18 protein-coding genes, 1 other RNA gene and 1 pseudogene are annotated in these 24,334 nt (G+C 71.9%); 18 read left to right on the top strand and 2 right to left on the bottom strand.

Going from position 1 to position 24,334, the window contains the following annotated elements; translation table 11 throughout:
• Positions 1-184: 184 nt before the first annotated feature.
• The 4 genes from IH48_RS0124705 (at position 185) to IH48_RS0124690 (ending at position 5,531) form a co-directional block, all read left to right on the top strand.
• A complete protein-coding gene (locus IH48_RS0124705) occupies positions 185-1,828 on the top strand; it encodes a serine/threonine-protein kinase (protein ID WP_030908738.1) in 1,644 nt (547 codons plus the stop codon).
• Positions 1,829-2,035: 207 nt separating this feature from the next.
• Positions 2,036-3,277 carry a serine/threonine-protein kinase gene (locus IH48_RS0124700; protein WP_030908736.1) on the top strand — a complete coding sequence of 414 codons (1,242 nt, stop codon included), beginning with the start codon at positions 2,036-2,038 and terminating at the stop codon, positions 3,275-3,277.
• Between the two features lie 58 nt (positions 3,278-3,335).
• Positions 3,336-4,442 (top strand): peptide chain release factor 2, encoded by a 1,107-nt coding sequence (prfB, locus tag IH48_RS0124695; RefSeq protein WP_030908734.1) that lies wholly within the window; start codon positions 3,336-3,338, stop codon positions 4,440-4,442.
• Between the two features lie 276 nt (positions 4,443-4,718).
• A complete protein-coding gene (locus IH48_RS0124690; protein WP_030908732.1) occupies positions 4,719-5,531 on the top strand; it encodes a hypothetical protein in 813 nt (270 codons plus the stop codon).
• Between the two features lie 60 nt (positions 5,532-5,591).
• Here IH48_RS0124690 and IH48_RS0124685 read toward each other — a convergent pair whose 3' ends face one another.
• Positions 5,592-5,786, bottom strand: a complete 195-nt coding sequence (locus IH48_RS0124685) for a hypothetical protein (protein ID WP_030908731.1) — start codon at positions 5,784-5,786, stop codon at positions 5,592-5,594.
• A 281-nt stretch (positions 5,787-6,067) separates the two neighbouring features.
• Here IH48_RS0124685 and ftsE point away from each other — a divergent pair, with 281 nt between their 5' ends.
• The 14 genes and pseudogenes from ftsE (at position 6,068) to IH48_RS0124620 (ending at position 22,745) form a co-directional block, all read left to right on the top strand.
• Entirely contained in the window at positions 6,068-6,757 is a 690-nt protein-coding gene (gene ftsE, locus IH48_RS0124680) for a cell division ATP-binding protein FtsE (RefSeq protein ID WP_030908729.1), read from the top strand.
• A gap of 74 nt (positions 6,758-6,831) precedes the next feature.
• Positions 6,832-7,749, top strand: a complete 918-nt coding sequence (gene ftsX, locus IH48_RS0124675) for a permease-like cell division protein FtsX (RefSeq protein ID WP_030908727.1) — start codon at positions 6,832-6,834, stop codon at positions 7,747-7,749.
• Between the two features lie 69 nt (positions 7,750-7,818).
• Positions 7,819-8,997: a S41 family peptidase gene (locus tag IH48_RS0124670; protein ID WP_030908724.1), complete on the top strand. Its 1,179-nt coding sequence runs from the start codon at positions 7,819-7,821 to the stop codon at positions 8,995-8,997.
• A 71-nt stretch (positions 8,998-9,068) separates the two neighbouring features.
• A complete protein-coding gene (smpB, locus tag IH48_RS0124665) occupies positions 9,069-9,548 on the top strand; it encodes an SsrA-binding protein SmpB (RefSeq protein WP_030908722.1) in 480 nt (159 codons plus the stop codon).
• Between the two features lie 104 nt (positions 9,549-9,652).
• Positions 9,653-10,039, top strand: a transfer-messenger RNA (tmRNA) gene (ssrA, locus tag IH48_RS35250).
• Between the two features lie 524 nt (positions 10,040-10,563).
• Positions 10,564-11,574 carry a hypothetical protein gene (locus IH48_RS34525; RefSeq protein WP_051840510.1) on the top strand — a complete coding sequence of 337 codons (1,011 nt, stop codon included), beginning with the start codon at positions 10,564-10,566 and terminating at the stop codon, positions 11,572-11,574.
• Between the two features lie 52 nt (positions 11,575-11,626).
• Entirely contained in the window at positions 11,627-13,759 is a 2,133-nt protein-coding gene (locus IH48_RS0124655) for a bifunctional polysaccharide deacetylase/glycosyltransferase family 2 protein (RefSeq protein WP_030908718.1), read from the top strand.
• Complete coding sequence (locus IH48_RS0124650; protein WP_037843107.1) at positions 13,756-15,030, top strand: acyltransferase family protein; 1,275 nt, start codon at positions 13,756-13,758, stop codon at positions 15,028-15,030. The genes IH48_RS0124655 and IH48_RS0124650 overlap by 4 nt, the downstream gene beginning before the upstream one ends.
• A 44-nt stretch (positions 15,031-15,074) precedes the next feature.
• A pseudogene (locus IH48_RS0124645) lies at positions 15,075-15,893 on the top strand (uroporphyrinogen-III synthase); the annotation flags it as partial.
• A gap of 114 nt (positions 15,894-16,007) precedes the next feature.
• The gene (locus IH48_RS0124640) at positions 16,008-16,610 is read left to right on the top strand and encodes a sigma-70 family RNA polymerase sigma factor (RefSeq protein ID WP_030908706.1); all 603 of its coding nucleotides are present in this window, start codon (positions 16,008-16,010) and stop codon (positions 16,608-16,610) included.
• On the top strand, positions 16,607-17,665 hold the full coding sequence (locus IH48_RS37515; RefSeq protein WP_051840508.1) for a zf-HC2 domain-containing protein: 1,059 nt from the start codon (positions 16,607-16,609) through the stop codon (positions 17,663-17,665). Before IH48_RS0124640 ends, IH48_RS37515 begins: the two co-directional genes overlap by 4 nt.
• A gap of 173 nt (positions 17,666-17,838) precedes the next feature.
• The gene (locus IH48_RS0124630) at positions 17,839-20,223 is read left to right on the top strand and encodes a HelD family protein (protein ID WP_030908694.1); all 2,385 of its coding nucleotides are present in this window, start codon (positions 17,839-17,841) and stop codon (positions 20,221-20,223) included.
• A 454-nt stretch (positions 20,224-20,677) separates the two neighbouring features.
• Positions 20,678-22,120 (top strand): NAD-dependent malic enzyme, encoded by a 1,443-nt coding sequence (locus IH48_RS0124625; protein WP_030908691.1) that lies wholly within the window; start codon positions 20,678-20,680, stop codon positions 22,118-22,120.
• A gap of 343 nt (positions 22,121-22,463) precedes the next feature.
• Complete coding sequence (locus tag IH48_RS0124620) at positions 22,464-22,745, top strand: HU family DNA-binding protein (RefSeq protein ID WP_007382399.1); 282 nt, start codon at positions 22,464-22,466, stop codon at positions 22,743-22,745.
• 116 nt (positions 22,746-22,861) lie between these two features.
• Here the strand turns inward: IH48_RS0124620 and murA are convergent, their stop codons facing one another.
• On the bottom strand, positions 22,862-24,208 hold the full coding sequence (gene murA / locus IH48_RS0124615) for a UDP-N-acetylglucosamine 1-carboxyvinyltransferase (protein WP_030908675.1): 1,347 nt from the start codon (positions 24,206-24,208) through the stop codon (positions 22,862-22,864).
• Positions 24,209-24,334: the final 126 nt, after the last annotated feature.

The following is a 24,334-nucleotide window of genomic DNA, read 5'->3' as shown; positions in this document are numbered from 1 at the left end:
CGGGACCGTGCGGCGGCAACCATCCGTGCGCTGCTCGCGTCCTCCCCGGGACGCGGCCCGCGGCCGTCACGCGCGAGGGTCACGTGCGATGACGCTCGGTGACCCGTCCGGCGGCATTAAAGTGGGCCGGAGTCCCCGGAACGCGGGACGATGCAGTGATCTCTATCAGCAGGGAGCACATGACGTGCGGCCGGTAGGCAGCAAGTACCTGCTCGAGGAACCGCTCGGGCGCGGTGCCACGGGCACCGTCTGGCGCGCTTCGCAGCGGGAGACCGCCGGAGCCGAGGCGGCCGTGCCGGGACAGCCGGGCGAGACCGTCGCCATCAAGGTACTGAGAGAAGAGCTCGCGAGCGACGCGGACGTCGTGATGCGCTTCCTGCGCGAACGTTCCGTCCTGCTGATGCTCACGCACCCCAACATCGTGCGCACGCGCGACCTGGTCGTCGAGGGCGACCTGCTCGCGCTGGTGATGGACCTCGTCGACGGCCCCGACCTGCACCGCTACCTGCGCGAGAACGGCCCGTTCACGCCGGTCGCGGCCGCCCTGCTCACCGCGCAGATCGCCGACGCGCTCGCCGCGAGCCACGCGCAGGGCGTCGTCCACCGCGACCTCAAGCCCGCCAACGTCCTGCTGAAGGACGACGGCGAGCAGCTGCACCCGATGCTCACCGACTTCGGCATCGCGCGCCTCGCGGACTCGCCGGGGCTCACCCGCACCGCCGAGTTCGTCGGCACGCCCGCGTACGTCGCGCCCGAGTCCGCCGAGGGCAGGCCGCAGACGTCCGCCGTCGACGTGTACGGCGCCGGCATCCTGCTGTACGAGCTGCTCACCGGGCGCCCGCCGTTCTCCGGCGCGACCTCGCTCGAAGTGCTCCAGAAGCACCTGAGCGAGGAGCCCCGCAGGCCCACCACCGTGCCCGAGCCGCTGTGGACCGTCGTCGAGCGCTGCCTGCGCAAGGACCCGGACCAGCGGCCGAGCGCCGTCAACCTGGCCACCGCGCTGCGCACGGTCGCACCCGGCATCGGCGTGCACGCCACGCCCGGGCAGGTGGACGCCGCCCTCGGCGTCGCGTCGCTGCTCGTGCCCGACCCGGCGCCCACGGCCGTCCCCGGCACGCCGGGCGCCGCCGATCCCACCCAGGTCCTGCCGGCGGGCGGCTCGGCCGCCGATCCGACCCAGGTGCTGCCCGGCACGGGCGCCGACGCCCCCACCAGCGTCCTGCCCGGCGCCGGCCTGCCCGGCTCCCACGATCCGGCCGCCGCCACCAACGTGATGCCCACCACAGGCGGCCAGGAGAGCCGCCAGGGCCCGCACCCCTGGCAGAACCAGCTGCGGGCCGCGCGCGACCGCAACGAGCAGACGCAGGTCCAGCCCGTCGACCCGAGCCTCGACCCGCTGCGCCACCGCCCGCACAGGCAGCAGCCCCCGCAGGGCGGCTACCCGCCCCAGCGCCAGGCTCCGGCGCCCTACCCGCAGCAGTACGGGCAGCAGCCGCAGCAGTACCGGCCGCAGTCACCGCCGCGGCAGCAGTACGCACCGCAGCCGCAGCAGTACGCGCCGCCCCGGCAGCCCGCGCCCCGCCCCGAGCCGGAGCCCAGGGCGCCGAGGAGGCGCAGCGCCAACCCGATGCACATCCCCGGCCTCGGCTGCCTCAAGGGCTGCGTGGTCGTGATCGTGGTACTGCTGATCATCGGCTGGCTCGTCTGGGACCTGACGCCCCTGCAGAGCTGGATCCACCAGGGCGAGGGCTACTGGTCGGAGATCGGCAACGGCATCTCGTCGGTCTCGCACTGGATCTCCAACATCGGCGGAGGCTCCGGCTCCTGACGGAGCCCCGGGGACGCACCGGCGTCCTCGCGTCCCCGGCGCCCCGGGCGGCGGCGGCTCTGTAGCTATGTCGATTTCCGGCACAATATCGGGGGTGATTTCCTCCCCGGAAGTGAAGATTGCCGCCGTCTTGGGCACGCAACACCCCGAAGGCCGCGTACTTTGAGGGGCGACCGAGGGGCAACGCCAGCCGCTGAGGGAGCAGTCTTGGCACGGAATATCGGCAGCCGGTACACCGCGACCCAGATCTTGGGCCGCGGCAGCGCCGGCACGGTGTGGCTCGGCGAGGGGCCCGAAGGCCCCGTCGCCGTCAAACTGCTGCGCGACGACCTCGCCGCGGACCAGGAGCTGGTCGGGCGCTTCGTCCAGGAGCGCACGGCGCTGCTCGGGCTCGACCACCCGCACGTGGTCTCCGTGCGCGACCTCGTCGTCGACGGCAACGACCTGGCGCTCGTCATGCGGCTCGTCCGCGGCACCGACCTGCGCACCCGCCTCGACCGCGAGCGCCGCCTCGCGCCCGAGGCCGCCGTCGCGATCGCCGCCGACGTCGCGGAGGGGCTCGCCGCCGCGCACGCGAAGGGCGTCGTCCACCGCGACGTGAAGCCCGAGAACATCCTGCTCGACATGGAGGGGCCGCTCGGTCCCGGCGGCGCGCACCCCGCGCTCATCACGGACTTCGGCGTCGCCAAGCTCATCGACACCCCGAGCCGCACCAAGACCACCCGCATCATCGGCACGCCCGACTACCTGGCACCCGAGATCGTGGAGGGCCTGCCGCCGCGCGCCGCCGTCGACATCTACGCGCTGGCCACCGTCCTCTACGAGCTGCTGGCCGGCTTCACGCCCTTCGGCGGCGGCCACCCGGGCGCCGTGCTGCGCAGGCATGTCACGGAGACCGTCGTACCGCTGCCCGGCATCCCCGAGGAGCTGTGGCAGCTCCTCGTCCAGTGCCTGGCCAAGGCGCCCGCCTCCAGGCTGCGCGCCTCGGAGCTCGCCGCGCGGCTGCACGAGGTACTCCCGCTGCTCGCCGGCATCCCGCCGCTCGACGTCGACGAGCCCGGCACCGAGCACGAGGAGCCCGAGCGGCAGGACACCGCCCGGGAGACGGCCGCCCCCGGCGGCGACGAGCCGCGAAGGCGCGGCGCGGTGGCCCTGGTCCCGGGCGCGGCGCCGGACTCCAACCGCGACACCCACACCAGCATGCGCGTGCCCGCGCCCGACGAACTCGCGGGCGGCGCCCGCGGCACGGCACGCGTCCCGCGCGCGCCCGGCAGCCCGCGCCCCGGCTCGGCCCGTAGCCACAAGGCGGCCGCCGTGCGCAAGCGCCGCGTCACGCTCGGTGTGGGGGCCGGGGTGCTCGCGGTCGCGCTGGGCCTCGGCGGCTGGTTCGCGGTCGGCGACGGCACCAGCCCGCAGGACGCGAAGCAGTCCACGCAGCCGGCGCCCTGAGCCTGCGCCGCAGTACGGCGGGAGAGCCGGGGGCCGGGCAGCGGTTACGCTTGGACGCGTGGCAGTCGTGGATGTATCCGAAGAGTTGAAGTCCCTCTCCTCGACCATGGAGTCGATCGAGGCCGTTCTGGACCTCGGCAAGAAGAGGGCAGACATCGCTGTGCTCGAGGAGCAGGCCGCGGCGCCGTCCCTGTGGGACGACCCGGAGGCAGCGCAGAAGATCACCAGCCGGCTCTCCCACCTGCAGGCCGAGGTCCGCAGGACCGAGGCGCTGCGCGGCCGCATCGACGACCTCGAAGTGCTCTTCGAACTGGCGGCGGACGAGGACGACGCGGATACGCGCGCGGAGGCCGAGACCGAGCTCGACGCGGTGCGCAAGGCGCTGGACGAGATGGAGGTCCGCACGCTCCTGTCCGGCGAGTACGACGAGCGCGAGGCGCTCGTCAACATCCGCGCGGAGGCCGGCGGCGTCGACGCGGCGGACTTCGCCGAGCAGCTCCAGCGCATGTACCTGCGCTGGGCGGAGCGGCACGGCTACGCCACGGAGGTCTACGAGACCTCGTACGCGGAAGAGGCCGGCATCAAGTCGACCACGTTCGTCGTCAAGGCCCCGTACGCGTACGGCACGCTCTCGGTGGAGCAGGGCACGCACCGCCTGGTCCGCATCTCGCCGTTCGACAACCAGGGCCGCCGCCAGACGTCGTTCGCGGGCGTCGAGGTGCTGCCCGTCGTCGAGCAGAGCGACCACGTCGAGATCGACGAGTCCGAACTGCGCGTGGACGTCTACCGCGCGTCGGGCCCCGGCGGCCAGGGCGTCAACACCACGGACTCCGCCGTGCGCATCACGCACATCCCGACGGGAATCGTCGTCTCCTGCCAGAACGAGCGCTCGCAGATCCAGAACAAGGCGAGCGCGATGAACGTCCTCCAGGCGAAACTCCTCGAACGCCGCCGCCAGGAGGAGCAGGCCAAGATGGACGCGCTCAAGGGCGACGGCGGCAACTCCTGGGGCAACCAGATGCGTTCGTACGTCCTGCACCCGTACCAGATGGTCAAGGACCTGCGCACGAGCCACGAGGTGGGCAACCCGCAGGCCGTGCTCGACGGCGAGATCGACGGCTTCCTGGAATCAGGAATTCGCTGGCGCAAGCAGCAGGAGAACTAGAACTCACGCTTTGTCGACAAGGGAACTGCCGTTTCGGAAGCGGCAGTTCCTTTTCATGTCACGATTACGTCGGGACGTCCCGGACAACCAACGCATTCGCGGCCATCGCAGACGCAACGGCCTTGACGCGTATATGGAAACTCGGAAAGCTGACGCGTGGCATGCGTAATTCTGGGGCGCGTGTGACCGGGGGACAGGCGAAGACGCGTACTCCCCGCGGCCGCTGCCCTGGGCGCTGCGCCCATGACGACTGAATTACTTGGGGGTACCAGGCAGATGACCAAGAAGACGCGTGTCCGCGTGGCACGTATCGCCGCCGGCGCGGTGATCGTCGCCGGCGCGTCGCTGACCGCCGCGGGGGCTGCGCAGGCCGCCGGCGTCGGCGTGGACGTTGGCCCCGTCAAGGCGAACGTATTCCTGCCGCAGGGTGAGCAGGGTACGGGTGGACCCGACGGTGTCAGCCAGGGGCAGTCGGGTGAGACCGGTACGAACGGTGCTCCCGGGACGACGGGTGAGACCGGTACGAACGGTGCTCCTGGCACGACGGGTGAGACCGGTACGAACGGTGCTCCTGGCACGACGGGTGAGACCGGTACGAACGGTGCTCCCGGCACAACGGGTGAGACCGGTACCAACGGCGCCGGTGGGAACCAGAACGGCGGCGCGGTCGGCGGCGGTTCCAGCAACGGCAGCGGGAACGGCGGGTCGTCCACGGACGGCAACGGCGGCTCCGCCGCCACCGGCGGTGGCTCCACCGGGTCCACCGGCTCGACCGGGTCCTCGTCGGCCACCGGCGGCTCCAGCGCCACCGGCGGCTCCGCCGCCACCGGCGGGAGCGTCAACACCTGCACCGTCGACCTCGACAGCGTCAAGTGCGCCGACAACACCAGCCCGGACAGCGTCGGCAACAAGCCGGCCGAGCAGAGCGCCGGGACGTCGCAGCTCGCGGAGACCGGGTCAGGGGACACCACGTTCCTGATCCTCGGCGCCGCGACCATGATCGCGGGTGGCGTCGGCTTCCGCTTCCTGCCGCGTCTCGCGAGCCGGAACACGGCCGCCGGACCCACGGCAGACCATCGGGACCGGTGACACGGAAGGGCCCGGGCGGCAACAAGCCGCCCGGGCCCTTCTCCCGTCTCTACGGGTCGCTCAGGCCGGCTGGTAGGCCGCCACGAGCGCCACCGCCGCCATCAGCAGGACCACCACGGTGAGGATCGCCGCCAGGCTCAGCCCGCCGAAGGGGCCGCTCTGCTGGAGCCGCTCACGGTTGGCCCTGCACACCGGGCACCTGCCCTCGCTGACAGGACCCGCACAGTTGGCGCACACCAGTCTGTCGTAGGTCATGCGCTCTCCTCCTCCACCGCGCGGCGGAGCCGCCCACCACTCACCGGTTACTTCTCCGCCCAACGCCCAGGGAAACGCATCCGTTCCCCCTACCATCGTGCCAGGTTCCGGCCGTTTCGGCGCGCCCGACCGGGTGCCTGGCACGGCCGCGTACGGTCCGTGAACGAGCGGAAGCCGGGCGTATCCGTGACAATTCGGCCAACGCAGGACGCGGACTGCGCGCACATACCCGGTTCGCGTAAGGTCACGCACACCTACTCCCGGCCGACCCGTGGTGCATCGTGATCCGATTCGACAACGTCTCCAAGTCCTATCCCAAACAGAACCGTCCCGCGCTGCGGGACGTCTCGCTGGAGATCGAGAAGGGCGAGTTCGTCTTCCTCGTCGGTTCCTCCGGCTCGGGCAAGTCGACCTTCCTGCGCCTCGTGCTGCGGGAGGAGCGGGCGAGCCACGGCATGGTGCACGTCCTCGGCAAGGACCTCGCGCGCCTGTCCAACTGGAAGGTGCCGCAGATGCGCCGCCAGCTCGGCACCGTCTTCCAGGACTTCCGGCTGCTCCCGAACAAGACCGTCGCGCAGAACGTGGCGTTCGCCCAGGAGGTCATCGGGCGCCCGCGCGGCGAGACGCGCAAGTCCGTGCCCCAGGTGCTCGATCTCGTCGGGCTCGGCGGCAAGGAGGACCGCATGCCGGGCGAGTTGTCGGGTGGTGAGCAGCAGCGCGTCGCCATCGCGCGCGCGTTCGTCAACCGGCCGATGCTGCTGATCGCGGACGAGCCGACCGGAAACCTCGACCCGCAGACGTCCGTCGGCATCATGAAGCTGCTCGACCGGATCAACCGCACGGGCACGACCGTGGTGATGGCCACCCACGACCAGAACATCGTCGACCAGATGCGCAAGCGCGTCATCGAGCTCGAGAAGGGCCGGCTGGTCCGCGACCAGGTCCGCGGCGTCTACGGCTACCAGCACTGACGCACCGCGCACTGACGTGGCGCGGGCCCCGGTGGACCGCGCGAAGCAACGAGGCACACAGCTGAAAGGACGCCATGCGCGCCCAGTTCGTCCTGTCGGAGATCGGCGTCGGTCTCCGTCGCAACCTCACGATGACCTTCGCCGTCGTCGTCTCCGTCGCCCTGTCGCTCGCGCTCTTCGGCGGCGCGCTGCTCATGCGCGAGCAGGTCAGCACGATGAAGGACTACTGGTACAACAAGGTCAACGTCTCCATCTTCCTGTGCAACAAGGGGGACGCGCAGAGCGACCCCGCGTGCACGAAGGGTGCCGTCACCGATCAGGAGAAGGCCTCGATCAAGGCCGACCTGGACAAGATGGGCATCGTGCAGCACGTCTACCACGAGTCCGAGGACGAGGCGTACAAGCACTACCAGCAGCAGTACGGCAAAACCGCCTACGCGTCCTCTATCACGCCGGACCAGATGGAGGAGTCGTTCCGGGTCAAGTTGAAGGACCCGCAGAAGTACAAGGTCATCGCGACGGCCTTCTCAGGGCGGGACGGCGTGCAGTCCGTGCAGGACCAACGCTCCATCCTGGAGAACCTGTTCTCGCTGATGAACGGCATGAACGTCGCCGCGCTCTGCGTGATGGCGCTGATGCTGATCATCGCGCTGATGCTGATCGTCAACACCGTCAGAGTGTCGGCGTTCAGCCGCAGGCGTGAGACGGGCATCATGCGCCTCGTCGGCGCGTCGAGCTTCTACATCCAACTGCCGTTCATCATGGAGGCCGCGTTCGCCGGGCTGATCGGCGGCGTGGTGGCCTGCGGCATGCTGATGCTCGGCCGCTACTTCCTCATCGACGGCGGCCTCGACCTGCAGCAGAAGATGCAACTGGTCAAGTTCATCGGGTGGGACGCGGTCCTCACGAAGTTGCCCCTCGTCCTCGCGATCGGCCTGCTGATGCCCGCGGTGGCCGCGTTCGCCGCGTTGCGCAAGTATCTGAGGGTGTGACAAGCACCCTGTGTGTTTCCTGGGCCAAGGCCCCGTCGTGACGCGGGGGTTGTCCTAGACTCAGGCGCCATGTCGGGTTCCGTGCCGCAGCGTCCATGGCCCCGCGGATTCGGCCGCGGGGCGGCTCTGACGTTGGTCTTCGTGGGGGTGCTCGGGACGGCCGCCGCCACCGACTCCCTTCCCGGGTCCGGAGCTTCCCGCGAGGCGCGCCCTCGACCCGCCGCGGTGACGCTCGACGGCGGCACGGTCGCGAAGGCGGCCGCGCGCGCGATCGCGCGCGGCGACTCGGGCACGGACGCCGCCCAGCAGGTCGTCAGCCGCAGCGGTGACCGCTGGAGCACCGTCTACGACAAGGACGAGTACGAGGAGTTCGAGCAGGCGCTGGACGGCCGGTACACGGGCGTGGGCGTCGGCGCGCGGCGTACGGCCGACGGGCTGCTGGAGATCACCCGCGTACAGCGTGGCGGCCCCGCGCAGCAGGCCGGCGTACGCCCGGGCGACGTGCTCAAGTCCGTCAACGGGCGCAGCGTGACCGGCCTCCCCGTCACCGAGGTCATGGGGATGCTGCGGGGTGACTCCGCGGGCTCCCGCGCCGCGGCCCCCGGCAGCGCGGTCGCGCTCGGCACCGAGCGGGACGGCCACCGCGCCTCGCGTTCCGTGCGCAGGGCCAGGCTCGACGCGCCGTCGGTGTCCGTGTCCGCCCTCCCGGACGGCGCGCGCCGCATCGCGGTCGAGTCGTTCACCCGGGGCACGGGGGACGACGTGCGGCGGGCGGTGCGTGACGCGCCGCGCGGCGCCGGGATCGTCCTCGACCTGCGGGGCAACGGCGGCGGTCTGGTGTCGGAGGCCGTCAAGGCCGCGTCCGCGTTCCTCGACGGCGGCCTCGTCGCCACGTACGGCATGAACGGGCGGCAGCACGCGTTGTACGCGGAGCACGGCGGCGACACCGAGCGGCCCGTGGTGGTGCTGGTGGACGGCGGCACCATGAGCGCCGCCGAGTTGCTGACGGGCGCGCTGCAGGACAGGGGCAGGGCGGTCGTCGTCGGGTCGAGGACGTTCGGCAAGGGGTCCATCCAGATGCCGACGACGCTCCCGGACGGATCGGTCGCCGAGCTGACCGTGGGGCATTACAGGACGCCCGCGGGGCGCGCGGTGGACGGCCGGGGCATCACGCCGGACCTGGTGGTGGCGGACGGCGCTCAGGCACGTGCCGAGACCGTGCTGACCGGTCTGGGCGCAGGGGCCTGAGCGGGCGGGCCGGGCGGCTCCTGAGCAGGACGGCAAAACGGGTTGCACCGTAGTGAGAAAATGGCGGGACTATGGCTAAGGAAAAAGGGCGCAAGCTGATCGCGCAGAACAAGAAGGCGCGGCACGACTACCTGATCCTCGACACGTACGAGTCGGGGCTCGTGCTGACGGGGACCGAGGTGAAGTCGCTGCGCCTGGGGCGGGCGTCCCTGGTCGACGGATTCGTGCAGATCGACGGGCACGAGGCGTGGCTGCACAACGTGCACGTGCCGGAGTACAGCCAGGGCACGTGGACGAACCACTCCGCGCGGCGCAAGCGCAAGCTGCTGATGCACCGGATGGAGATCGACAAGCTGGAGTCCAAGGCACAGGAGACCGGGCACACGATCATTCCGCTGGCCCTGTACTTCAAGGACGGCAGGGCGAAGGTCGAGATCGCACTGGCCAAGGGCAAGCGGGAGTACGACAAGCGGCAGGCGCTGCGGGAGAAGCAGGACCGCAGGGAGACGGACCGCGCCGTCTCGGCCGTGCGCCGTCGCCAGCGGGGCTGACTCGCCCGTTCCGGGGAATGCGCTGGCACGCGACGGCGTTGATCCCGTACGATGGGCGACACAGCCCCAGCCAGGACGTGTGGGGCTGATTGAAAAATCAACATGGGGATGATCGGTTTCGACAGCGGCTGTCGAAGCAGGGGAAGCGAGCCGAGGAAGCGGCAATGATCTCGTAAACCATATGTCGCAAACAATAATCGCCAATTCCAAGCGCGATTCCTCCGCCTTCGCCCTTGCTGCCTAATTAGCAGCTAGCGAAGACTCCGCGGAGTGTCAGCCCGGGGGTGTTCCCGACCCGGATCCTGGCATCAGCTAGGGGACTAAACCTGCTCGCCCGGTCACGGGGTGGGTAGGGAAACCAAACAGTGACTGAGCCCGTCGGAGACTTGTCCACGTGATCTCCGGGGCTGAGAAAATCGTAGTGGACTGCGCTCGGAGAAGCCCTGATTCCGCACCGTTGGACGCGGGTTCGATTCCCGCCATCTCCACGATTCCCATGTGGGCCAAGGCCCCGCCGCCGAACAGGCAGCGGGGCCTTCGCCATGTCCGGACGCGGATCGGGGGCGTGCCGGGGTGCGCGCAGGGGGCGCGCGGCCGGCCGACCGCCGCCACGACCGTCCGATCAGTGACACTCATCCACGAATTTTCCAGCGATGTCGGACACCTTCCCTCTACTCTGTGTCTATACCGTATGGCTCTCAGTCGCCACCCTGGCAAGGCAAAACACCTGATCAGAGTGGGTGAGGTCGGGAAAGCGGAATGGTCTGAACCACTCCGTGCGGGGTCAAGATCGCTGGAAAGGCGCCTACCGGACGCCGGTAAATCTCGCAAGCGGAAGTACGTATGACCGTACTGTGCGCTACATTCATGGCCCGGATGCAGGGAACAGGGGGCGCTCGGCTGGGTGGGGGCCCGGTCGACGGCATTCCGGCGAGCCGTGCGCGCACCCCGGAAACATCAGTGGGGGATGTGCCCAACAGTGGAGAACTGGCGAGAAGACGCCCTTTCCGGGCGTATGCACGAACCGGACGATGTCACCGTCGAAATCGACGGACTCGGCCGCAGGAAAAATGAACTCACCGACGTGACGACACCGTTGGAAAAGGCCGGCGCAGAAGACGCGGAAAAGGAACGGCAACGGGGCGGTGGAGGCCCCGTCTTCGTCGACGCCAGCGGCCGCAGGAGCAGGAAACTCAGGCGTGTCGGCTGGGGCGTCGCGGCCCTGTGCGCCGCGTACGCGGTCACGTTGATCGCGGCGCTCGCCGGCGGCGGATCCACCGCGCCGCTGCTGAACATACCCGGCGTCCCGGGCCTGGCCGACCGGGGAAAACCGGCGCACACGGTCACCACGGACCCCTCGGCGAGCGCGCACGCCTCGCCCGGGTCCGGCGCTCCAGGACCCGTCCCCTCGGTGACCGACGCGAACGGCCACGTCGTGGCCGTCCCGGCCGCTACGGGCGGCGGCGCCACCGGGCACGCGGGCAAGCCGGCGTCCGGCGCGTCCGACGCGGCCGCGACCGGCACCGGCGGCGGCGTGTCCGCCGCGACGGCCGGCGGCGCCGCGGGAAGCACCGGCAAGGCCGGTGGCGGCGCCGCCGCAGGCACCGGCGGCTCGACGGCCGGCGGCACCCGTGCCGGCGGAACGGGCGGAACGGGCGGGACGAGCGGGACGAGCGGGACCGCGGGGTCCGCCAGCACCGGCGGACAGTCAGGCTCTGGAGCCACGGGAACGACGAGCGGCGCGGGCGGCGCCGGGGGCGCCACCGGCGCGACCGGTACCACGGGCGGCACATCGGGAGGCACGGGCGCCACCACGGGCTCGGGCGGCGACACCACCACGGGCGGCACCGGAACCACCGGCACCACCGGCACCACCACAGGCTCCGGCACCACGGGGGACACGGGAACGACCGGCGCCCAGAACCCGCCGGGGACATCGAACCGGGCGGCGGGCAGCGCGGCGGGCACAGCGGGCGGCGCGGCAGGCAGCGCGCCGAGCGCGGCCCCGTCAGAGAGCGCGGTATGACATGGCCGCCTCCCACGGCCGCGGCACGAAACGCGGCAGACCCCGCATGCCCATGCGCTACGCCCTGCCCGCCCTCCTGCTCCTCGTCATGGCCGGCATGCTGCTCGTGCGCGGCTACGTGTACAGCTCGTTCGTCCCCGACCACCGCGTCAGGCCGCCCGCCGCGACCAGCCACGTCCCGGAGCGCATCCTCGACGGCGGCCCCGTCATCGACGCGCGCGACACATCGAGACCGGCCAAGTCGCTGCGGATACCGGACAGGACGATCGTCCTCACCTTCGACGACGGTCCCGACCCGAAGTGGACGCCGAAAATCCTCGACATCCTGAGGAAGCACGGCGTCAACGCCACGTTCTTCATCACCGGCACCAACACCTCCCGCAATCCCGGCATCGTCAAGCGGACGGTGGCCGAGGGCAACGAGGTGGGCGTCCACACCTTCGACCATCCCGACCTCTCCTACCTCAAGGCCCCCACCATCAAGCGCGAGCTGTCCCAGACGCAGTTGGCGATCGAGGGCGCCGCGGGCATCAGAACCGCACTCTTCCGGCCGCCGTACTCGTCGTTCGCCGACGCACTCGACAACAAGTCCTGGCCGGTCATGCGGTACGTCGGCAGCCTCGGCTACATCGGCGTGTTCGACACCGTCGACAGCGAGGACTGGCAGCTGCCCGGTGTCGAAAAGATCATCGACAACGCCACGCCCAGGCACGGCAAGGGAGCCGTCGTGCTGATGCACGACTTCGGCGGCGACCGCAGCGAGACGCTCAAGGCACTGCCCCGCTACATCGACCTGATGCGGTCCAGGGGCTACCGGTTCAAGACGGTCACGCAGGCCCTCGGCGCGCCCAGCGCCCAGACACCCGTGCGCGGCACGGAGAAGCTGAAGGGCAAGGCGTTCGTCGCGGCCGTCACCGTCTCGGACAACGTGACGAAGGGCCTGATCGGCTGCATCGCGTTCGTCGGCGTGCTCGTCGTCGGCCGGTTCGCGCTGATGCTCGTCCTCGCCTTCGTCCACGCGCGCCGCACCCGCAGGCGCGAGCGCGGCGGCGGCGCGCCACCGCCCCTCGCGGAGCCGGCGACGGTGCTCGTGCCCGCGTACAACGAGAGCAAGTGCATCGCGAACACCGTGCGTTCCCTCGGGGGCAGCGAGCACCCCATCGAGGTCATCGTCATCGACGACGGTTCCACCGACGGCACCGCCGACATCGTCGAGGGGCTGCGGCTGCCGAACGTCCGCGTCATCAGGCAGCACAACGCGGGCAAGCCCGCCGCGCTGAACAACGGCATCCGGCACGCCGGGTACGGCATCGTCGTGATGATGGACGGCGACACCGTCTTCGAACCGTCCACGGTGGGTGAGCTGGTGCGGCCGTTCGCCGATCCCGCCGTCGGCGCCGTCTCCGGCAACGCCAAGGTGGGCAACCGGGACTCGCTCATCGGGGCGTGGCAGCACATCGAGTACGTGATGGGATTCGGCCTCGACCGCCGCATGTACGACCTGCTGCGCTGCATGCCCACCATCCCGGGCGCCTGCGGTGCGTTCCGCATGGAGACGCTGCGGCAGGTCGGCGGGATGAGCGACGACACGCTCGCCGAGGACACCGACATCACCATGGCCGTCCACCGCAAGGGCTGGCAGGTGGTGTACGCGCCGGAGGCCCGTGCCTGGACCGAGGCGCCGGACAGCGTGCGGCAGTTGTGGTCGCAGCGCTACCGCTGGTGCTACGGCACGATGCAGGCGATGTGGAAGCACCGCAGGGCGGTCGTCGAACGCGGCCCCTCCGGGCGGTTCGGCCGCGTCGGGCTCCCGTTCGTCGCCGCGTTCATGGTGGTCGCGCCGCTCCTCGCGCCGCTGATCGACCTGTTCCTCCTCTACGGGCTGGTCTTCGGGCCCACCGGGAAGACCGTCGCGAGCTGGCTCTCGCTGCTCGCCATCCAGCTGGTCTGCGCCGTCTACGCGTTCCGGCTCGACCGGGAGCCGATGCGGCACCTCATCGCGCTGCCGCTGCAGCAGCTCCTCTACCGGGTGCTGATGTACGTGGTGCTCGTGCAGTCCTGGGTCACCGCGCTGACCGGCGGCCGGCTGCGCTGGCAGAAGCTGCGCCGCTCGGGCGTCGTGGCGTCCGCGCCCGCCGTGACCGCGCGGCGTGACCGCGCCGAAGACAGGAGACCGGTCGCATGAGCACCCCGTACGCGGGCACACCGCGGCTGCCGGGGCCGGCGCGCCACCGCGCGGGGAGCGGTGGGCCCGTCGCGACACAGCCCGCGCTACAGCCACCCGCGGAGACCGCCCCGGGCACGGCTTCCGCCGGCGGTGGCAGGGACCGCTACCTCGACACGCTGCGCGCCATCGCGCTGGTGCGCGTCGTCGTCTTCCACATCTTCAGCTGGACGTGGCTGACGATCGTCTTCCCCTCCATGGGCGTCATGTTCGCCCTCGCCGGGTCGCTGATGGCCAGGTCGCTGTCGCAGCGCGGCGCGACCCGCGTCATCAAGGGCCGGGTGCGGCGCCTGCTGCCGCCGATGTGGGTCTTCGGGCTGTTCGTCGTGGGGACCCTGCTGTACGCGGGCTGGCACCCGTCGCGGCACGGCGGCGGGATCACCGGCATCGTCTCCGTGCTCAACTGGATCGTCCCCGTCGGCGCTCCGCCGTACCCGGACCCGGCCGCGCACCCGTGGGGCTGGCTGGACTCCAGCTGGGCCGACCAGGCGGCGGGTCCGCTCTGGTACATCCGCGCCTACCTGTGGTTCGTGCTGGCGTCACCGCTGCTGCTCAGGCTGTTCCGCAGGGCGCCGTGGGCGGCGCTCGCCCTGCCGCTCGTGCTGTGCGCGGTGTGCTCGACGGGGATCGTGACGATCCCGGGCGAGACCGGCGAGGCCGTGACGGACTTCGCCACGTACGGCGCGTGCTGGGTGCTCGGGTTCGCCCACCACGACGGCCTGTTCCGCGGGATCCCGCGCTACCTCACCGTCTCGTGCGCGTCGTTCATGATGGCGGCCGGCCTGTGGTGGGCGTCGGGGCACCTGACGTCGGAGGGGTGGAACCTCGACGAGATACCGCTCGGCCAGGCGCTGTGGTCGCTCGGGTTCGTGACGATCCTGCTCCAGGTCTCGCCGTCGTGGAAGCGCCTTCCCGACCGGCTGGCCAGGTTCGACCCGTTGATCACCCTGGCCAACAACCGGGCCGTGACGATCTACCTGTGGCACAACCTCCTGATCATGGTCACCTTCCCGATCATCGACCAGGCGTGGAACATCCCGGGGATCGACCGGTTCGGCAGCGAACTCGACGCGTCCTACTCGGTGCTCTCGCTGGTGCTGGTGTGGCCACTGCTCGCGGCGGCGATCGTGCTGCTCGGGTGGTTCGAGGACCTGGCGGCGAAACGCCGGCCGCGTCTGTGGCCGGACGGACGCACGCGCAGAATGGGACGCGGAACGGCCCGAACGGGCTGAACGGGCTGGTAGTACGTGCACGACGCGACGGGAAGAGGTACGGCATGGCGGAGCGTGACGCGCCCCTGGCGGGGTTCACCGTCGGCGTCACCGCGGCGCGGCGCGCCGACGAGCAGGCGGCGCTGCTGCGGCGCCGCGGCGCCCGCGTCGTGCTCGCGCCCGCCATGCGGACCGTGCCGCTCGCCGACGACACCGAGCTTCGCGCCGCCACCCGCGCGCTGCTCGATGCCCCGCCCGACACCGTCGTCGCCACCACCGCGGTGGGCTTCCGCGGCTGGCTCGAGGCCGCGGAGGGCTGGGGTGAGGGCGGTGCGCTGCTGGAGCGGCTGCGCGGCGCCCGGCTCTACGCGCGCGGGCCGAAGGTGACGGGCGCGGTCCGCGCCGCCGGGCTCAGGGAGGAGTGGGCGCCCGCCTCCGAGTCGCTGGCCGAGGTGGTCGACCGCCTCGTCGCCGAGGGCGTCGACGGCCGCCGCGTCGCACTGCAACTGCACGGCGAGTCCATGGCGGGGTTCCGCGAGGCGCTGGCCGAGGCGGGCGCCGACGTCGTCGCCGTCCCCGTCTACCGGTGGCTGCCGCCGCTCGACCCCGTACCGCTCGACGACCTCATCGAGCGTGCCGTCGCCCGCGAACTGGCCGCCGTCACGTTCACCAGCGCGCCCGCCGCCACGTCCCTGCTCGCCAGGGCGGCGGAGCGCGGCGCGCTCGAAGGGCTGCTCGGCGCGCTGGGCCGGGACGTGCTCGCCGCGTGCGTCGGCTCCGTCACGGCGGCGCCGCTGCGCGAGCGCGGGGTGGCGACGCGCGAACCCGAGCGGGCCAGGCTCGGGCCGCTCGTCCAGCTGCTCTGCGACGAACTGCCGGCACGGCCGCCCGCTGTGTGACGGATCACCCGCGTTTTCCGCTCGTCGGTGAGCACGGCGCCGCCCGCGTCCGTACTGAACGGTGTGGGCAGCCGAGGAGGACTCGACCGGGAGGTACGCGTGCGCGAGGATGCCGCCGTGGCCGACGACCCTCCGAGGCGGGACAGGCGCCGCGGCGACCCTCCGCGCACCGGGCGCGGCCGGCGCGCGCTGACCGCACCGGACGAGGAACTCGTGCGCGCCCTCTACCGGGAGCATGCGGGTCCGCTGCTCGCCTACGTGCTGCGCCTGGTCGCGGGCGACCGGCAGCGCGCCGAGGACGTCGTGCAGGAGACGCTCATCCGCGCCTGGAAGAACGCCGGCCGGCTGGGCGGCGCGACGGGATCCGTGCGCCCGTGGCTGGTCACGGTCGCACGCCGGATCGTCATCGACGGGCACAGGAGCCGGCAGGCCAGGCCGCAGGAGGTCGATCCGGCACCGCTCGAGGTGATGGCGGCGGACGACGAGATCGACAAGGCGCTCCGGCTGATGACGCTCTCGGACGCCCTGGACGCCCTGACGCCCGCTCACCGTGAGGTACTGGTCGAGACGTACTTCAAGGGGCGGACGGTGGGTGAGGCGGCCGAGAGGCTCGGCATTCCCAGCGGGACCGTGCGTTCGCGGGTGTTCTACGCGCTGCGGTCCATGAAGCTGGCGCTTGAGGAGAGGGGGGTCTCGGCATGACGGCGCACGGTGGCCGCGGCGCGCACGCGGACGGGCGCGATGACGGTTCGGCGTACGAGGCGCACGAGGCGCACGAGGCGTACGAGGCGCACGAGGCCGTGGGCGCCTACGCCCTCGGGATCCTCGACGCGGAAGGCGCCGCCGCCTTCGAGGAGCACCTGGCGGGCTGCCCGTTGTGCGCGGACCGCCTGGAGGAGCTCGCCGGGATGGAGCCGGTGCTGGCACTGCTCGCGGACGAACCGGCAGGCCCGGACGAGCCCGATGACCGCCGCGCACCCGGTGCGGGCGGGGGAGGCGTGGGACCGGCGGCGCCCGAAGGCCTGCCCGACCGGGCAGACGGCGCCGCGCCCGGCGGCCCGCCGCGTGAAGACGGTGCGGAGCAGGGCCACGGCCCCGCAGGGCACGGCCATGCTCGGGCGGTAAGCGCCGCCCGTCCTGGGCGCGGTGCCGACGCATCCGCTCGCGGCGGGCCGCCGGACGAGGCACCCCGCGCATCCGTCCGTCCGGAGCCGTACCTGCTCGACCGGCTGGTCGACGAGGTGGCGGCGCGGCGCGCCGGGCGCAGGCGGCGCGGTTACTACCTGGCGGCGGTCGCCGTCGTGCTGATCGCCGGGGGCCCGGCCGCCGCGCTCATCGCCACCGCGCAGGACGGCGCCCCGGCCACCGCCGGGAGGGACCGATCACACACGGACGACGCCGACCTGAAGGCGGTCTTCGAGTCGATGGAGACCAAGCACGCCGCCACCGACCCCGCCACCGACGTCAGCGCGACCGTCGCGCTGCGGCCCGAGCCGTGGGGCACCAGCGCCATGGTCGAGCTGAAGAACGTCAAGGGCCCGCTCAGCTGCCACCTCGTGGCCGTGTCCAGGTCGGGCGACCGGCAGGTCGTCTCGTCCTGGGCGGTCCCCGCGTCCGGCTACGGCGCGCCCGCGGGGACCGGCGGCGCCCGGCAGCCCCTGTACGTGCTCGGCGGTGCGGCCCTGCGCCCCGGGGACATCGACCACTTCGATGTGACGACGCTCGACGGGAAGCGGCTCGTGCGCGTCCCTGACTGACACCGGCGTCCGCTTTCGCGTACGGTTGACGGCTCTCGTCGCACGTCACGAAGGGGGCCCGGGTGGCCGCGCAGGATGCCGCTGTCGATTCCGCCGGAGCCGCGGGGCGGTCAGGACCCGAGCCGGGTGCCGCAGGGCCCGGCTCGGGGCAGGACTCCGCGCGCGCCGGTGAGATCGAGAGCGAGCAGGACCATCTCGACCGCGTCTACCGCCGTCTTGAGGAGAAGATCCACGAAGCCGAGTTCCTGATGGCCGACGCGGCCAGGCGCGGCCACGTGGGCACGCCGGGCGCGCTCGCCGAGCGGGACGCGCAGGTCTTCAGGGCGGGGGTGCACCTGACGCGGCTGAACAACGAGTTCGAGGACTTCCTCTTCGGCCGCGTCGACCTGCTCGCGGGCAAGGACGGTGCGAAGGGCCCCGACGGCGCGTACACCTCGGTCGAGCCGGCGGACGGCGCCGTGGAGCCCGACGGCACCGCGCGCATCGCCGAGACCCTGCACATCGGCAGGATCGGCGTGCTGGACGCCGAGTACGCGCCGCTCGTCATCGACTGGCGCGCGCCGGCCGCCGCCCCCTTCTACCGTGCGACGCCCGTCGACCCGGGCCGGGTGGTGCGCCGCCGCGTGATCCGCTCCAAGGGCCGCCGCGTACTGGGCGTCGAGGACGACCTGATGCGGCCCGAGCTGACCGCCACGCTGGACGGCAAGCCGCTGCCCGTCATCGGGGACGGCGCGCTGATGGCCGCGCTCGGGCAGGCGCGCGGCCACACCATGCGCGACATCGTCTCCTCCATCCAGGCCGAGCAGGACATGGTGATCAGGGCGCCCGCCGCGTCCGTCACCGAGGTGTCGGGCGGTCCCGGCACCGGCAAGACCGCCGTGGCGCTGCACCGCGCCGCCTACCTGCTCTACCAGGACAGGCGGCGCTACGCGGGCGGCATCCTCGTCGTCTCGCCCACGCCGCTGCTCGTCGCGTACACCGAGGGCGTGCTGCCGTCGCTCGGCGAGGAGGGCCAGGTCGCGATCCGCGCGCTCGGCTCGCTCGCCGAGGGCGCGGAGGCCACCGCGTACGACGACCCCGCCGTCGCGCGCGTCAAGGGCTCCGCGCGCATGCCGCGGCTGCTGCGCAGGGCCGCGCGCGGCGCGCTCGAACCGGCGCCGGGCGGGCGCGGCGGGCAGGACGTGCCCGGCCGGCCCACGCTCGACGACGCGGCGGCTGCCGCCGATGAGGCCGCCGACGACACGGGCCCCAGGGTCCGCACGGACCTGCTGCGCGTCGTCGCGTTCGGCCGCCGCCTTGAGCTGGACGCGGACGCGCTGCACCGCGTCAGGCAGGCCGTGCTCGGCGGCACCGCACCCGTCAACCTGCTGCGCCCGCGCGCCCGCAGGCTGCTGCTCGACGCGCTGTGGGCGCAGTCGGGCGCGGCCTCGCGCGCCGACGAGTACGTCTCGCGCGGCGACGCGGAACTCGCCGCCGAGCTGCGCTCGGGCTTCGACGAGGACGTTTCGTCCGAGGACGCGTTCGCCGCGTTCCTCGACGCGTGGTGGCCCGAGCTCACGCCCCGCGCCGTGCTGGCGGCGATGGCCGACGAGCGGCGGCTGGCCCGCTGGGCGCGCCGCATCCTCACGCCGGGCGAGGCCCGCCGCCTCGCCCGCTCCCTGCGCCGCGTGGGTCCTGACGGCACGGGACCGCTCTCCGTCCACGACGTTGCGCTGCTCGACGAGCTCGACGCGCTGCTCGGCACGCCGCCGAGGCCGCGCAGGCAGCACAGGGAACTCGACCCGCTCGACGCGCTCACCGGCCTCGAAGAGCTCATGCCGCAGCGCGAGGAGACCCAGCGCGAGCGCGCGGAGCGGCTGGCGGCCGAGCGCACCGAGTACGCGCACGTCATCGTGGACGAGGCGCAGGACCTCACGCCCATGCAGTGGCGGATGGTCGGCCGCAGGGGCAGGGCGGCGACCTGGACGGTCGTGGGCGATCCCGCCCAGTCCTCCTGGCCCGACCAGGAGGAGGCGGCCGCCGCGCGCGAGGAGGCGCTGGGCCGCAGGCCGCGCCGCCGCTTCACGCTGACCGTCAACTACCGCAACCCGGCCGAGATCGCGGAACTCGCGGCGAAGGTGCTCGCGCTCGCGCTGCCCGGCGCCGAGGCGCCCGCCGCCGTCCGCTCGACGGGCGTGCGGCCGCGGTTCCGCGCGGTGCGGGGCCCGTCCGACGAGGCGCTCGCACAGGCCGTGCGCGAGGAGACCCGGCTGCTGCTGGACAGCGTCGACGGGACAGTGGGCGTGGTCGCGTCGATGGACCGGCGCGAACAGGCCGCCGAGTGGGTCGCGGGCCTCGGCGAGCGGGTCGTGGCGCTCGGCAGCCTGGAGGCGAAGGGACTCGAGTACGACGCGACGGTGCTGGTGTCGCCGGCGGAGATCGCGGACGCCTCACCGGCCTCGGTCGGCCTGCGGGTGCTGTACGTGGCGCTGACCCGCGCGACGCGGCAGCTGACGGTCGTCTCGACGCACCGGGACGCTCCCGACGACCAGGGGGTCCCCGACCTGCTGCGCGACTGATGCGGACAGGCCCGAACGGAAAACCCCCAGCGGGAAGCCCCAGCGGAAAGCCTCAGCGGAAGAGTCCCGGCGGAAAAGTCCCAACAGGGCGCGTCTCGGGGGAAGACTGGGCGGGGGTGGTTTGTTAGCCTGTATACGGCACCGGCCCGATCCAAGCCCCCGGGCCCAACCATAGTCGCTTCGAGCGACCACTTGCCGCGAGGCGAGCATGGCGGGTCGGTGTCGCTGAACGTAGGACGGGCCCTCACCGTGAAGCGGTGGGGGCCCGCCGCTTTTGCCGCCACCGGCTCATCCCCGTCCTCCCCCCACTGTTACGCTCCGCATGATGGAAGTGTCTTTCCGAAAGGGTCGGCTTTAGCCGTTACCGAGTGGTAGGTGCGACCATCTGAAGGATTCCGCCCGGTGTCCCCCGGCGGAAGGGCACAGCGGCTCAGTGAAAGCAGAGGAACCCGCCATGGCAACGGCGCCTAGCGTCTCGTACTCGATGACGGTCCGTCTTGAGGTCCCGGCCAGTGGCACGGCGGTCTCGCAGCTCACGACGGCGGTGGAGGCGTCCGGCGGGTCCGTGACGGGCCTCGACGTGACCGCGTCGGGCCACGAGAAGCTCAGGATCGACGTCACGATCGCCGCCAGCTCCACCGCGCACGCGGACGAGATCGTCGGCAAGCTCCGCGGCATCGAGGGCGTCGCCATCGGCAAGGTGTCCGACCGTACGTTCCTCATGCACCTCGGCGGCAAGATCGAGATGCAGTCCAAGCACCCCATCCGCAACCGCGACGACCTCTCCATGGTCTACACGCCGGGTGTGGCACGCGTCTCCATGGCCATCGCGCAGAACCCCGACGACGCGCGCCGCCTGACCATCAAGCGCAACACCGTGGCAGTCGTCACCGACGGCTCCGCCGTCCTCGGCCTCGGCAACATCGGCCCCAAGGCCGCGCTCCCCGTGATGGAGGGCAAGGCGGCCCTGTTCAAGCGGTTCGCCGGCATCGACGCCTGGCCGCTGTGCCTCGACACGCAGGACAGCGACGCCATCGTCGAGGTCGTCAAGGCCATCGCGCCCGGCTTCGCCGGCATCAACCTGGAGGACATCTCCGCGCCCCGCTGCTTCGAGATCGAGGCCCGGCTGCGCGAGGCCCTCGACATCCCGGTCTTCCACGACGACCAGCACGGCACCGCGATCGTCGTCGTCGCCGCGCTCACCAACGCGCTGCGTGTCGTCAACAAGAAGTTCGAGGACGTCCGCGTGGTGATGTCGGGTGCGGGCGCCGCCGGCACCGCCATCCTCAAGCTCCTCATGGAGGCGGGCGTCAGGCACGCGGTCGTCGCGGACATCCACGGCGTCGTGCACGCGGGACGCGAGGACCTCGTCGACGCGGCCCCCGAGTCCCCGCTGCGCTGGGTCGCCGACAACACCAACCCCGAGCGCGTCACCGGCACCCTCAAGGAGGCCGTGGCGGGCGCGGACGTCTTCATCGGGGTCTCGGCCCCGAACGTGCTGGACGGCTCCGACGTGGCCGGCATGGCGGACGGCGCGATCGTCTTCGCGCTCGCGAACCCGGACCCCGAGGTGGACCCGGCGATCGCCCGCGAGACGGCCGCCGTGGTGGCCACGGGCCGCTCCGACTTCCCCAACCAGATCAACAACGTGCTGGTCTTCCCCGGCGTCTTCCGCGGCCTGCTCGACGCGCAGTCGCGCACCGTCAACACGGAGATGATGCTCGCCGCGGCCGCCGCGCTCGCCGATGTCGTCACCGAGAGTGAACTCAACCCGAACTACATCGTGCCGTCGGTCTTCAACGACAAGGTCGCGGGCGCCGTCGCCGGCGCGGTCCGCGACGCGGCGAAGGCCGCCGGTGTGACAGTGGACACCTCCACGGACGCCACTCAGGCCTGAAACAGGCCCCACGCGGCCCGTACGCCCGGCGCGTCGCGCGTCGGGCGTGCAGGTTGCCCCGTCTAGGGTGGCGGACCATGACCCCCCGCCGCCCCATGGGCGGCTTTCCGTGTGACGGCGGGGGTATCGGATTGGCTTTCCCGCCGCTGGTGGGGGCAGGATGCAGTCACAGGGACTCGGTCCTGGGGAGACCTGATACTCCCTGGGACGACGTTTCGGGGACACCCCCACGGGGCGCGAGGGTTCTCGAAAGAAGGCCCGGGTCCGGGGAGTGTCCGAGGGCCCTGGCAGCATCGGCTTCGATCTCACGCCTCACAGGCAAGAAGAACACGGGAGTAAGAACATGAACCGCAGTGAGCTGGTGGCCGCCCTGGCCGACCGTGCCGAGGTGACCCGCAAGGACGCCGACGCCGTTCTGGCGGCTTTCGCCGAGACCGTCGGCGAGATCGTCGCCAAGGGTGACGAGAAGGTCACCATCCCCGGCTTCCTGACCTTCGAGCGCACGCACCGTGCCGCTCGTACCGCGCGCAACCCGCAGACCGGCGACCCGATCCAGATCCCGGCCGGCTACAGCGTGAAGGTCTCCGCGGGCTCCAAGCTCAAGGAAGCCGCCAAGGGCAAGTAGTCCTCGCGACGGTCCTGCCCCGCAGGACGGCGATACGGCAAGACACAGGCGGCCTCCGCAACGTCGGAGGCCGCCTGTGTCGTCGCCCGGGCCGGCGGCCCGGGCTGCTGCCGCCGTCAGCTCAGCGGGCCGCCAGGCAGCTCCACCTTCGCGCCCAGCTCCGCGAGCTTGTCCATGAAGTTCTCGTAGCCGCGGTTGATCAGATCGATGCCGTGCACGCGCGACGTGCCCTGCGCCGCGAGCGCCGCGATCAGGTACGAGAAGCCGCCGCGCAGATCGGGGATGACCAGGTCGGACCCCTGCAGCCGGGTCGGCCCCGACACGACCGCGGAGTGCAGGAAGTTGCGCTGGCCGAAGCGGCAGTGCGAGCCGCCGAGGCACTCGCGGTAGAGCTGGATGTGCGCGCCCATCTGTCCAAGCGCCGACGTGAAGCCGAGCCGCGACTCGTAGACCGTCTCGTGCACGATCGACAGCCCTGATGCCTGCGTCAGCGCCACCACCAGCGGCTGCTGCCAGTCCGTCTGGAAGCCCGGGTGCACGTCCGTCTCCAGCGCGATCGACTTCAGCGAGCCGCCCGGGTGCCAGAACCTGATGCCCGCGTCGTCGATCTCGAAGGCGCCGCCGACCTTGCGGAACGTGTTGAGGAACGTCATCATCGAGCGCTGCTGCGCGCCCCGCACGTAGATGTCGCCCTCCGTGGCGAGCGCCGCCGACGCCCAGGACGCCGCCTCCAGGCGGTCGGGAAGCGCCTGGTGGTTGTAGCCGCCCAGGCTGTCCACGCCGGTGATCCTGATCGTCCTGTCGGTGTCCATCGCGATGATGGCACCCATCTTCTGCAGCACGCAGATGAGGTCCTCGATCTCGGGCTCCACCGCCGCGTTCGACAGCTCGGTGACACCCTCGGCGAGCACCGCCGTCAGCAGCACCTGCTCGGTGGCGCCCACCGACGGGTACGGCAGCCGTATCTTCGTACCGCGCAGCCGCTGGGGCGCCTCCAGGTACTGGCCGTCGGCCCGCTTGTCGATCGTCGCGCCGAACTGGCGCAGCACGTCGAAGTGGAAGTCGATCGGCCTGCCCCCGATGTCGCAGCCGCCGAGCCCCGGTATGAAGGCGTGGCCGAGCCGGTGCAGCAGCGGGCCGCAGAACAGGATCGGGATGCGCGAGGAACCGGCGTGCGCGTCGATGTCCGCGACGTTGGCGCTCTCCACGTGCGTCGGGTCGAGCACGAGCTCGCCCGGCTCCTCGCCGGGCCGCACGGTCACCCCGTGCAGTTGCAGCAGTCCGCGCACCACGCGCACGTCACGGATGTCCGGCACGTTGCGCAGCCTGCTCGGCGCGGCGCCGAGCAGGGCGGCGACCATCGCCTTGGGCACGAGGTTCTTCGCGCCGCGTACGCGTATCTCGCCCTCCAGCGGGGTGCCGCCGTGGACAAGCAGGACATCATCGGAGCCGGTGCCGGTCATGAATCTCGCGTTCCGGAGTGGGCGGGCGGGGGGTGGGCCGAACATACGGCCCGCACAAGCGTAAGGCGCGCCGGACCCCCCTCCGTAGGCCTGCGCAGGGGTCGGGAACGTAATGACTTCGGCACA

The organism is Streptomyces sp. NRRL F-5126, assembly GCF_000721265.1.
Taxonomy (GTDB): Bacteria; Actinomycetota; Actinomycetes; order Streptomycetales; family Streptomycetaceae; genus Streptomyces.
This window is presented reverse-complemented; position numbering and strand designations above follow the sequence as displayed.